This window comes from Saccharopolyspora elongata, assembly GCF_004348985.1.
Taxonomy (GTDB): domain Bacteria; phylum Actinomycetota; class Actinomycetes; order Mycobacteriales; family Pseudonocardiaceae; genus Saccharopolyspora; species Saccharopolyspora elongata.
In genome coordinates, this window is the sequence record NZ_SMKW01000063.1 from 44,377 (window position 1) to 54,990 (window position 10,614).

9 protein-coding genes are annotated in these 10,614 nt (G+C 68.4%); 4 read left to right on the plus strand and 5 right to left on the minus strand.

What is annotated here, in order from left to right; translation table 11 throughout:
- Positions 1–284 precede the first annotated feature (284 nt).
- Positions 285–1,658 carry a type VII secretion integral membrane protein EccD gene (eccD, locus tag E1288_RS33915; protein WP_132492584.1) on the minus strand — a complete coding sequence of 458 codons (1,374 nt, stop codon included), beginning with the start codon at positions 1,656–1,658 and terminating at the stop codon, positions 285–287.
- Between the two features lie 304 nt (positions 1,659–1,962).
- Here eccD and eccCa point away from each other — a divergent pair, with 304 nt between their 5' ends.
- A complete protein-coding gene (gene eccCa / locus E1288_RS33920; RefSeq protein ID WP_235883992.1) occupies positions 1,963–5,916 on the plus strand; it encodes a type VII secretion protein EccCa in 3,954 nt (1,317 codons plus the stop codon).
- A 68-nt stretch (positions 5,917–5,984) separates the two neighbouring features.
- Here eccCa and E1288_RS33925 read toward each other — a convergent pair whose 3' ends face one another.
- Positions 5,985–6,383 (minus strand): DUF2000 domain-containing protein, encoded by a 399-nt coding sequence (locus E1288_RS33925; protein WP_132492586.1) that lies wholly within the window; start codon positions 6,381–6,383, stop codon positions 5,985–5,987.
- Between the two features lie 23 nt (positions 6,384–6,406).
- Entirely contained in the window at positions 6,407–7,405 is a 999-nt protein-coding gene (locus E1288_RS33930) for a DMT family transporter (RefSeq protein ID WP_132492588.1), read from the minus strand.
- A gap of 110 nt (positions 7,406–7,515) precedes the next feature.
- Here E1288_RS33930 and E1288_RS33935 point away from each other — a divergent pair, with 110 nt between their 5' ends.
- Both E1288_RS33935 and E1288_RS33940 read left to right on the plus strand, forming a co-directional pair.
- Positions 7,516–7,983 (plus strand): Lrp/AsnC family transcriptional regulator, encoded by a 468-nt coding sequence (locus E1288_RS33935; protein WP_132492590.1) that lies wholly within the window; start codon positions 7,516–7,518, stop codon positions 7,981–7,983.
- A 200-nt stretch (positions 7,984–8,183) separates the two neighbouring features.
- On the plus strand, positions 8,184–8,924 hold the full coding sequence (locus tag E1288_RS33940; protein WP_165968398.1) for a response regulator transcription factor: 741 nt from the start codon (positions 8,184–8,186) through the stop codon (positions 8,922–8,924).
- Positions 8,925–8,930: 6 nt separating this feature from the next.
- On the opposite strand, the gene E1288_RS33945 is transcribed toward E1288_RS33940, so the two are convergent.
- Together E1288_RS33945 and E1288_RS33950 are read right to left on the minus strand one after the other, a co-directional pair.
- The gene (locus E1288_RS33945; RefSeq protein ID WP_132492592.1) at positions 8,931–9,221 is read right to left on the minus strand and encodes a DUF397 domain-containing protein; all 291 of its coding nucleotides are present in this window, start codon (positions 9,219–9,221) and stop codon (positions 8,931–8,933) included.
- Positions 9,218–10,060 carry a helix-turn-helix domain-containing protein gene (locus tag E1288_RS33950; RefSeq protein ID WP_132492594.1) on the minus strand — a complete coding sequence of 281 codons (843 nt, stop codon included), beginning with the start codon at positions 10,058–10,060 and terminating at the stop codon, positions 9,218–9,220. The genes E1288_RS33945 and E1288_RS33950 overlap by 4 nt, the downstream gene beginning before the upstream one ends.
- A 113-nt stretch (positions 10,061–10,173) precedes the next feature.
- On the opposite strand from E1288_RS33950, the gene E1288_RS33955 reads away from it, so the two are divergent.
- Positions 10,174–10,386, plus strand: coding sequence for a zinc finger protein (locus tag E1288_RS33955; protein WP_132492596.1), 213 nt, complete (start codon positions 10,174–10,176; stop codon positions 10,384–10,386).
- The last annotated feature ends 228 nt before the right edge of the window (positions 10,387–10,614 follow it).

Here is a 10,614-nt window from a genome sequence, read left to right on the forward strand (position 1 = left end):
ACCCGGGAGAGGCTCGTCCTTCGAGTGGCGAAAGCCGCCCGGTCCGAACAATTCGAAACCGCCGCCGCGAAACAGGCGCAAGGTTCTCCAGACCGGCCGCAAGCGGCGAAGCCGCTTAGCCCACCCTCGCAACTTGCACCGCCGCGGGTTCTGAGAGGTCTTCTCGCGAGGACAGCCCCGACGCCGTGTATTGGACATACATTAAGTCGGGGATCCCGGAGCGAGAAGGCCTCTCAGGTTCCGCCACTTGCACCGCCACCCAAAACGAGCCTGGAAAACAGCAATTAGCCGTTGAAGGCTCGGATCAGGCCGAAGACTCCTAGCACCGTGAGCATCAGCGGGAGCAGGCTCACCGCCAGCAGCACGTGCAGGATGTCGGCGATCCGTCCCCAGTACGGGACCATCCGCCGGCCGGGCACGATCCAGCCCGCGACCATCAGCGCCACACCGATCAGCGCGATGCCCACGAACAGCAGCAACCGGCCCAGGACCGGCTGCGCCGCGGCCAGCGCCAGCACCAGCGCCGTGGCGCCGAAGGCGCCGGGAACGACCACCGAGAGCCGGTGCCAGAGCCCGCCGACGTCGCGGCCGTGCAGCAGCAGCACCAGGCTCAGCACCCCGGCCATCGTGCAGGTCGCCCAGTTCGGCTCGGTGAGCAGCCCGAAGATCGACGCCGTGCACACCAGCGAGACCGCCAGGTAGAGGGCGGTCATGTACTTGTCGGCGACCGCGGTGCGCTCCAGCACCTCGCGGCTCGGGTGCGGCTCGATGCCCTCCTGCAGCTGCTCGGAGTTCGTCGGCAGCGGCGGCATCCGCAGCCCCGCGACCCGGAACGACAGGCCGGGGATGAAGGCGCCGAAGAGGACGGCGATGACGGCGGTCGCCGAAACGGCCTCCGCCACCGAACCGGTGAGCATCATCAGCAATGCCGTCACCACGCCGAAGATGCACGCCACCAGCACGCCGAGGAAGGCGTGCGCGTGCGTTCCGGAGGCGGCTAGGGCCAGCACCGCGCCACCGGCGGCCGTCGCCGAGGCCGCGAGCAGCAGGGCCATCCCGGAAGCTTCCGGCCCGGGGGCGAGGAAGCCCGCCAGCCCCAGGAACGGGACCGCCGCGATGCCGTAAGCCGTGCCCGCGAAGGCGTCCCCGACCGCGCGCGACGCCGAACCGGACGCCGCCAGCAACAGCAGTGCGACGACACCCGCCGCCACCGAACGGATCAGCGCGTCGCCGGGCAGCAGCAGCCCGACCCAGATGATTCCTGCCACGACCAGGGACAACCCGTGCAGCAGTCGCTTGGTGGTGGTGGCCTTCCAATTGCCGGAGCGCTCCTGCATGCCGGTCGCGATGCCGTCGACGAGGTCGTCGAAGTGCACCGCGGGCATGGTCTCCTGCCGCGAACGCAGGTACAGCACCTGGCCGTCGAGCAGGCCGAGCGCTTCCGGGGTCGATTCCTCGTCCAGCGGCTCACCGCCGACGCCCTGCAGCACCCAACCGCCGTGCTCCAGGCCCGCTTCCTCGACCTGGGATCCCGCATAGCTGACGATGGTCGGCAGCAGGTCGATCAGCGGCACGTCGGTCGGCACCGCGAGGTCGAAATTCCGGTCGGGGGCCCGGATGGACAGTCGGCACAGGCCCGCAACTGTGCTGGTGCTCACGCCGGTTCACACTCCTCAATTCCCGCGAAATTCCCCCGGAACCGGCGGCATCGGGCACCGGAGAGGGGTTCCGGCGCCCGACGCCGTCGAGCACACCTCGACCACTCGGGGGACAGTTCGCGATCAAGGCCGGCCGACGACGCGAGGGGCAGGTTCCATTCGACGTGTGCGCCGTCGGCCTGCCCGGAACACTAAGGCGTAATTCGGTAATGGTGCTGTCGCCGATTTACATGACCTGCTTTTCCCCTTGCCCGGTGGAATTCTGCAGCGGTCACAAGTTTTCCCCAGCGGGAAGGGAAATCGCGTGAGTGTCACGCTGTTCCGCCGTCCACAACGGCAGGCCGGGCCGCCGATGCCGTCCGGTGAACTGACGCTGCAGGAACCCCCGGAATTGCCCGAGGTCCAAAGCGGCATGTCCGGGATGATCACCTATCTGCCGATGGCGCTGAGTTCGCTGGCGATGGTGATGATCTTCCTCCGCCCCGGGATGAGCGGCGCCGGCGGAAGCATCATGTACTTCGCGATGGGCATGATGGTGCTCGCCGCGCTGGGCATGCTCGCGGCGAACTTCCTGCGCGCCTCGTCGGAGCGCAAGCGCCAGATGAGCGGTGCCCGCCGGGACTACCTGCGCTACCTCGGGCAGATCCGCCGCCAGGTGCGCAAGACCGTGGTGCAGCAGCGCGACTCCCAGCAGTGGCGGCACCCCGAACCGAACGCGGTGTGGTCGCTGGTGCGCACGTCCCGGCTCTGGGAGGTGCGCCCGGAGCACCCGGACTTCGGCGAGGTCCGCATCGCGATCGGCGAGCAGCAGCTGGGCACCAAGATCGGGCAGCTCAACACCAAGCCGGTCGAGGACCTCGAACCGCTTTCCGCGCACGCGCTGCGCCGCTTCATCCGCGCCTACTCCACCGTCGCCGACCAGCCGATCCCGGTCTACCTGCGCGCCTACGCGCGGATCCTGCTGCGCGGCGACGTCGACGCCGCTCGCGCCATGGTCCGGTCGATGATCGCGCAGCTGGCGGTCCTGCATTCGCCGCAGGACCTGCGGATCGTGATCCTCGGCCGGGAGCTGCAGCACTGGCAGTGGACGAAGTGGCTGCCGCACTGCCTGCACCCGACCGACACCGACGGCGCGGGCCCGGTCCGCCTGGTCGCGGAGACCAGCGGCGAGCTGGAGGGCCTGGTCGGCGAGGAACTCGCCGCCCGCCCGTTCTTCGACCGCGACGCCGCGCCCAGCAGCGATGAGCCCTACATCGTCGTGATCCTGGACGGCGCGCAGGCGTCGCCCGGCAGCCGGCTGGCCACCAACGGCTACCGCAACGTCACCGTCATCGACCTCGGCACCGCCCTGGACTGGAAGACCGATCCCCGCACCCTGCTGATGCGCGTTGACCCCGACAACGCCGAGCTGGTGCAAATCGGGCGGGCGGGCAAGGAGAGCACCTCCCCGATCGGCAAGCCGGACTCGCTCAGCCCGGTCCGCGCCGACTCCCTTGCCCGCCTGCTCGCCCCCTTCCGGCTGGCGCTCGCCGGCAACAGCAGCGAGCCGCTGGCCAGCGACTTCGAGCTCACCACGCTGCTGAACATCGGCGACCTGCACAGCTTCGACGTGGCGAAGCTGCACGCCCGGCGGGTCGCCGGCAGCGCCCGGCTGCGGGTGCCCATCGGCGTCACCGGCGACGGCTCCCCGATCGAGCTGGACATCAAGGAATCGGCGCAGGGCGGGCAGGGCCCGCACGGCATGCTCATCGGCGCCACCGGTTCCGGCAAGTCTGAGCTGCTGCGGACGCTGGTGCTGGCGCTGGCGCTGACGCACTCCTCGGAGAACCTGAACTTCGTGCTCGTCGACTTCAAGGGTGGCGCGACGTTCCTCGGCCTGGACGAGTTGCCGCACACCTCGGCGGTCATCACCAACCTCGCCGACGAGGCGTCGCTGGTGGACCGCATGAAGGACGCCCTGCACGGCGAGCTGGTCCGCCGCCAGGAGCTGCTGCGCAAGGCGGGCAACTACACCTCCGTCACCGAGTACGAGAAGGCCCGCGCCGAAGGCGCCGACCTGGATCCGCTGCCGACGCTGTTCGTGGTGGTCGACGAGTTCAGCGAGTTGCTCGCCGCGCACCGCGAGTTCATGGACCTGTTCGTGATGATCGGCCGCCTCGGCCGAAGCCTCTCGGTGCACCTGCTGCTGGCCTCGCAGCGCCTCGACGAGGGCCGCATGCACCAGCTCGAATCGCACCTGTCGTACCGGATCGGTCTGCGGACCTTCTCGGCCATGGAAAGCCGTGGCGTGCTTGGTGTTCCGGACGCGCACCAGCTCCCGTCGCAACCGGGCGCCGGCTACCTCAAGACCGATGTGGACACTCTGACCCGGTTCAAGGCCGCGTACGTGTCGGGCATCTACCGGCAGGCCCGCCGCGAGGTCCAGCAGGCCGTGGTCGCGCGCCAGATCGTCCCCTACAGCACCTCCTACATCCCCCGGCGCGACGTGCCACAGATCGTCGAACCCGAGGTGGGGCAGGACGAGGCCGGCGACTCGCTGCTGCAGGTCGCAGTGGAGCGCCTGCAGGACTCCGGTCCGCCGGCGCACCGGGTCTGGCTGCCGCCGCTGGAGGTGCCGCCGACCCTGGAGCAGATGCTGCCGCCGCTGACCATCGACCCGGCCCGCGGCCTGAACACCACCGACGCCGCGCAGCGCACCCTCGAAGTGCAGATCGGCATCATCGACCGGCCCTTCGAGCAGCGGCACGAACCGCTGGTGGCGAATCTGTCCGGCTCTGGTGGGCACGTGCTCATCATGGGTGGCCCGCAGAGCGGCAAGAGCACCATGCTGGCCACCCTCATCACCGCCCTCGCCCTCACCCACACCCCGCGCGAGGTGCAGTTCTACGGGCTGGACTTCGGCGGCGGCATGCTGTCGTCCCTGACCGGCCTGCCGCACGTCGGCGGCGTGACCGGCCGCATGGACGCCGAGCGGATGGTGCGCACCATCAAGCAGGTCAACGCGCTGCTGGAGGAGCGCGAGCAGCGGTTCGCCCAGCTCGGCGTGGACTCGATGGCGACCTACCGGCGGCGGCGCGCGGCGGGCGAGTTCGCCGACGAGCCCTACGGCGACGTGTTCCTCGTCGTCGACGGCTGGTCCACCATCCGCCAGGACTTCATGGACCTGGTGCCCCAGTTCGCGCTGCTGGCCACGCGCGGCCTGAACTACGGCATCCACCTGGTGATCACCGCGAGCCGCTCCGGCGAGGTCTCCCCGTCGCTGCGCGACCAGCTCGGCACCCGGTTCGAGCTCCGTCTCGGCGACCCGATCGAATCGGTGATCAACATGCGAGCGGCGGGCACGGTGCCGAAGATCCCGGGCCGCGGTCTCGCCGAGGACAAGGCGCACTTCCTGGCCGGCCTGCCGCGCCTCAACGGCGGCGGCGACACCAGCGAGGGCATGCAGGAGCTGATCACCACGATCGCCTCGTCCTGGAACGGCCCGGCCGCCCCGCCGGTGAAGATGCTCCCGGCGGTCCTAGACGCCGAAGAGCTGCCGGCGCCGCGGGGACAGCTGCAGCTGCCGCTCGGCCTGTCCGGCGAGGACGTCGAGCCGATGTGGCACGACTTCGCCCAGTACCCGCACCTGATCATCGCGGGGGACGACTCGACCGGGAAGACGAACCTGCTGCAGTACGTCGCGCGCTCGATCATGCGCCAGTACGGCCCGGACCAGGCGCGGATCACCCTCGTGGACTTCCGCCGCGAGCTGTTCGACACCGTCCCGGAGGAATACCGGCTGGGGTACGCGGTTTCGAAGGAGATCGTGCGGGACGCGGTGGCGGGTTCCTCGCGGGCGATGCGGGAGCGCCTGCCCGGACCGGAGATCAGCCCGGCCAGGCTGAGCAAGCGCGACTGGTGGCAGGGCCCGGAGCTGTTCTTCATCGTCGACGACTACGACCTGGTCAGCACCGACACGACCGACAACGCGTTCGCGCCGCTGCTGGACTGCCTGGCCCACGGCCACGAGATCGGCCTGCACGTGATCGTCGCCCGCAGCGCCAACGGCGTCTCCCGCGCCTCGTTCGACCCGCTGCTGCGGCGGCTGCAGGAGGTCAACACGCCCGCGGTGCTGCTGTCCTGCCCGCCGTCGGAAGGCGCGGTCTTCCACGACGTCCGGGCGATGAAGCTCCCGGTGGGCCGGGCGCAGTACATCACCCGACGCAAGACGGTCCAGCTGCAGACGCCGTACTTGAAGAACCCGGCGCAAGGGCGGTGATTCGTGACGCTCCCGATTTCAGGGGTCGTTTCAGAATGGCTCCGCCCTGCTCACTGCGGGCGCCGGGGTCAGCGGAACAGCGGAAGCGCTCCGACCATCTTGTTGACGGGCTTGCGCGGGCCGTGCAGCCCGACGCCCACGCTGTTGAGGTCGGCGGTCGGGGTGGCAGACATCTTGTCGATGTACTCCTCGTAGGTCTTGCACCCCTGGGCTAGCGAGCTGAAGCTGACGAAGAACACGTCGTCGTGCGCCGCGGCGGCCTGCACGATGGCGTCGACCTGGCCCTGCGTGCCCTTCAGGATCGGCACGGGCACGTAGGCGATGCCGGGGTGGATCACCCCGGTGGCGTCCTTGACGTCCGGGCCGACCAGGCCGTCCACGCGGTGGCCCAGGGTCAGCGACAGCACCGCGGCGGCGTTGGCCCCCCCAGCCCGGTCGGCAGCTGGTCGCTGACCACGATCGCGCACTTGTAATCGGCTTTCTCAGCCATCTATCGCCCTTCCACCGGAGCTTCTTCCCGTTCCGTTCCGGCCTCCGCGCCGTCGCGCGAGTCGCGGTACAGCCCCAGCACGACGCCGAGGATGACCACCGCGGCGCCGACGACCTGGGTGCCGGACAGGGTCTCGTCGGCCAGCAGCACCGCCCACCCCAGGCCTGCGACCGGGACGATGTTGAGCAGGTTGACCGCCACGCTGGGCACCAGCCCGCGCAGGCCGTAGTTGTACAGCAGGAACGCCACCACCGAGCACACGATCGCCAGGAACGCGATGCGCACGGCGCCTCCGGGCGAGGGCACCGACCACCGGTCGATCTCGAACAGCGACAACACGACGAAGCCGCCCGCGCCCGCCACCGTCTGGTAGTAGGTGACGACGATCGGCGAGGCCCCCGACTTGTCCCGCTGGGCGACCAGGTTGTACGCGGCCCACACCACACCGCCCAGGATCAGGATGACGTCGCCGAGCAGATGATCGGCCCCATGGTCGGTCGCGCTGTCGCGCACCACCAGCCACACGCCGCCGATGGCGACCAGCATGCCGACCAGTCGCACGACGGAGAAGCCGGCCCGACCGAGCAGCAGTTCCAGCACCAGCGTGATGATCGGGTAGGACGCCACGATCAGCGTGGCGTCGGACGCGGAGGCCAAGTCGACACCGACGTTCTCCAGGGCGAAGTAGAGCGAAATGCCCAACAGCCCGGCGATCCCGATCGTGATCCGCTGGCGCACGGTGGGCAGGCGCTTGTCCTGCTTGGCGTGCACCAGTACACCGAGCACCAAGGCCGCGAGGACGAACCGGAGCGCGCCGATGGTCATCGGCGGGACCTCGGCGAGGGCCACCTTGGTGACCGCGAACGAGCTGCTCCAGATCAGCGCCGCCGCGAGCACCGCCGCCACGGACAGGCCGAGGGCGCGCGACGGAACCCGGCGCGCGCCCGCGGAGGCAGTGACGTCGCCGGCTTCCACGACATTGGCGTCACGGAGAGTCATGGCGGCGACGGTAGCAGCATCTACGGCTTAAATGTCCCATGTATGTGTTAGATTCAGAGATCGGGACGATATACCGAATTTTGCTCGAACTATGGCTTTGAACGGTGACCATGGACGAACTTGATACGGCCTTGCTCACGCTCCTGCAGGAGGATGCGGGCCTGACGAACAAGGAACTGGCCACGCGGCTGAACACCGCGCAGTCCACCTGCCTGGAACGGGTCCGCCGGCTGACCCGGCAGGGAGTCCTGCGCGGCCGGCGCGCGGAGGTCGACCTGCGCCGGATCGGTCGCCCGGTGCAGGCGATGGTCGCGGTGCGGCTGCGACCCCCGAACCGCTCGGTGATCGAGTCGTTCACCAAGTTCGTGGAGACCTTGCCGGAGGTGTTGTCGGTGTTCGTCATGTCCGGTGACGACGACTTCCTGCTGCACATCGCCGTCACGGACAACGACCACCTCAACTCCTTCGTGCTCGACCGCCTCACCGAGCGGCGGGAGATCGTCAACGTGCGGACGTCCATCATCTTCAGCCACACCCAACGCACCGTCGTCCTGCCGTGCCCGCAAGACCCGTCATGAGTGATCCGCAACCCGCCGCCCAGCAAGATCACCCGGACCCGCGCGCGCCTGGGTAAAACCGGAAATCTCCGGCCCACTCGAACCAACGTCTCGGCATGGCGAAGATCGGGGGGCGATTCGGTTGCCCGTTCGGGCAGCGGCGCTGGCCGGGCCGCGGACCGGATAGTCTTCGGCTCGGTCGGGATTGAGCGGAGGCGGCGGTGGACAGCGGACCTTCCGGCGCGGGCCAGGGCGCGGTGCGCCGGCATCGGGTGCTCGTGGTCGAGGACGATCCGATGATGGCCGAGGTCATCGCCAGCTACCTCAACCACGCCGGGATGCTGGTCGCGGTGGCCAGCGACGGCGTCATGGCGCTCGACGGCTTCGCCGCCTTCAACCCGGACCTGGTGATCCTGGACCGGATGCTGCCGCGCCTGGACGGCACGCACGTGTGCCGCAAGCTCCGCGAGCAGAGCTCGGTGCCGATCATCCTGGTCACCGCGCTCGGCGAGCAGGACGACCGGATCCACGGCCTCGAACTCGGCGCGGACGACTACGTCACCAAGCCCTTCAGCCCCCGCGAACTCGTGCTGCGCGCCCAGGCGCTGCTGCGCCGCTCGGCGCCCGCGCAGCAGGCGCCGCCGGAACCGCCGTCCCACCTCCAGCGGATCGAGGACGTGACGTTCGACCCGACGACCCGCCAGGTCGCCAAGGCGGGCAAGCCGCTGCGCTTCACCGGGCGGGAGCGCGACCTGCTGGAGTTCTTCTTCGCGAACCCTGGCACGACGTTCCGCAAGGACGAGCTGATGCAGCGCGTCTGGCAGTGGCAGGTGGGCGACTCGTCGATGGTGAGCGTCTACGTCCGCCGCTTGCGCGAGAAGATCGAAACGGACCCGGCGAACCCGACGATCCTGATCACGGTCTGGGGAGTCGGCTACCGCTTCGGCCCCACCCAGCCATAACCCGAGCTACCGGCGACGCCCCCGAAGCCCGCCAACAAAAGCGGCCCACTGCCCCCGGGAGAACACCAAGGTCCCCCCATCCCGGTCCTTCGTATCCCGAACCCCGACCACGCCGGGAGCCGACCCCACCTCGACGCAGCTACCAGCCTGGCCGCTGTAGCTGGACTTCCGCCAACCCACCTCAACGCAGTTGCCTTGCGGGCCGCTGTAGCTGGACTTCGACCAGCCCACCTCGACGCAGTCCGCTTGGGCACCGCTGTAGGAAGACTTCCGCCAGCCAACTAACTCAGCCGTCATGTCGCCTCGCTCTCGTACTGCTTCTGATACCTCATCAGTATCTCTTTAGAAGCAGCCGGATCAGAAGCCTGCGCCTCAAGACTTTCGATCGCTTCATGGAACAGCTGCACGTCCTCTTCGCCATCGATGAACGCACCTGAGCTGCGCCCCTCGAGGAAGACGATCGGCTTGGAACTGGGGAATTCCATCAGTACGAACGTGCCGCTCAACCCCGCGTGCGCACCGCCATCGAGCGACAGCACCCGGACGGTCACGTTCGGCGCATCGCCGGCCGACAGCACCTGGCGAAGTTGTTCCGCCATCACCTGCGGGCCACCCACCGGCCTCAGCAATGCAGTCTCGTCGACGAACGAGCGCAACTCCACAGGTTGGCGCTTGCTCAGAATGCCTTGCCTCATCTGCCGGATACCCACGTTCTCTTCGAGGGCTTCTTCGGGAACGCCACCGGCTTCCATGATCTGCCTGGTATAGGCGCGGGTCTGCAACAGCCCGGGAATCGTATTCAGCGACACGTTGGTGATCCGCTTGGCGCGCTGCTCCGCGTCGATGAGCGCGGTCAGTTGTTGCGGCAGGTCTCTGCCGAGCTCCCACCAGGCTGGTTCGCGGATGTCCCGCGCCAACTTCAGCAGGCGTTCGCGGTCTTCGCCGTGGACCTTGAGCACATCGAGTATCGCTTCGACGGCGGGAACTTTGACTCCGCGCCTCGCGGTTTCAATACGGCTGATCTTCGCTTCGGACCAGCCCAGGGCTTCGCCAAGCTGATGCAAGGTCAAGCCCGCCGTCTTGCGAGCCGCCCGAAGCTCCTTCGCCAGAGCTCGTGCCCTTGGGGTGTCAGCCATGGACACAGCTTACGGACCTGCTACCACCCGTTTGATCTCCCTCTTTCGTGCAATTGATCTTTTTACCGATGTGTTGGCAAAATTTGCCATATCGTCTTCGAGGGGAGATCCCGGTGAGCGACTACTTGACCTACGTCTGGCGCCCGGTCACGGGAGGCCGTCACGCATTCCCCATCACAGCAACGAAAACCCCTGCCGGGAAGCCGGTGGTGGCGTTCTGCGGAGCGGAGACGGACGCGGGAGAGCTGCACGATCGCTCCGAAGTGGACTGGGTCCGCGAGGACACCTGCATGGACTGCTGGCACGTCCTGGCCGCCCGCCCCTGACACCTGACACTTCCGGGTGGAGGTGGCGTTTTCGCGCGAAAACGGCGCCCGCCACGCGTGCGAAACGCCGGTTTCGCGCGAAAACGGCGCACCCCAAGCCACGAAAGACATCCCAGGAGCTTGAATGTCAAGCAGCAGCCGAGTTGATGTGATGCGACCAGGCGGTCGTCTCGTCGTAGAGGGTGCCGGTTTTGAGGCATCCGTGGAGGATGCCGACGAGTCGGTTGG